This window comes from Kineococcus indalonis (genome assembly GCF_009906395.1).
Taxonomy (GTDB): Bacteria; Actinomycetota; Actinomycetes; order Actinomycetales; family Kineococcaceae; genus Kineococcus; species Kineococcus indalonis.
This window is the reverse complement of sequence record NZ_JAAALM010000810.1, coordinates 1-803: the sequence shown is the minus strand read 5'-3', so window position 1 is coordinate 803 and position 803 is coordinate 1. Positions and strand designations below refer to the sequence as shown.

Annotated in this window: 1 protein-coding gene; it reads right to left on the bottom strand. The window is 81.4% G+C overall.

The window, feature by feature from the left end:
• A partial coding sequence (locus tag GTR00_RS21275) for an NAD(P)-binding domain-containing protein (RefSeq protein WP_205706360.1) occupies window positions 1–763 on the bottom strand: 763 nt, incomplete at its 3' end.
• Between the last annotated feature and the right edge of the window lie 40 nt (window positions 764–803).

The following is an 803-nucleotide window of genomic DNA, read 5'->3' as shown; positions in this document are numbered from 1 at the left end:
GCTCCGGGGTGAGCACCAGGCCGGTGGCCGAGACCACGCTGCCCGGCGGGCGGCCCGCCGCGACCCGCTCGGCCACGCGCGCCACCGCCGCCCGCCGCGCCTCCACGTCCAGCCCGCCGCTGCCGTCCGGCTCGACGAACACCGGCTCCTCGCGCGTGACCCACGTGGTGCCCGCCACGGCGCTGAGCTCCTCCAGGTGCTGCACGGCCGAGACGCCGCCGCCCACCACGACCACGTGCTGCCCGGCGAACCCCCCCGGGCCGCGGTAGTCGGCGGTGTGCAGCTGCCGGCCCAGGAAGTCGCCGGCGCCCGGGTAGTACGGCCGGAAGGGGCGGCGCCAGGTGCCCGTGGCGTTGACGACCGCGCGCGCCGCGAAGCTGGGGCCGTCGGTGGCCACCAGCAGCCGCGGCCCGGCCGCGCGCACCTCCCGCACCCGCAGCGGGCGCCGCACCGGCCGGCCCAGCGCCTCCTCGTAGGCGGCGAAGTACGCGGGCACCACCTCGGCGGCGGGCGCGGCGGGGTCCACCGGGCCCAGGGCCTCGCGCATCGACAGCCCCGGCAGGTCGTGCACGCCGTTGACGCGGGCCATCGTCAGCGCCGGCCAGCGGTGCCGCCACGCCCCGCCCGGGGCCTCCTCGGCGTCCAGCACGACGTAGCCGCGCCCGGGCGCCAGGCCCGCGCGCGCCAGGTGGTGGGCGGCGGCCAGGCCGCCCTGCCCGGCGCCGAGCACGGCGACGTCCACGGTCACCAGGGCCGGGCTCACCCGCAGCCCCGGCGCCCCGCGGTCCCCGCCGCCCCTCGCG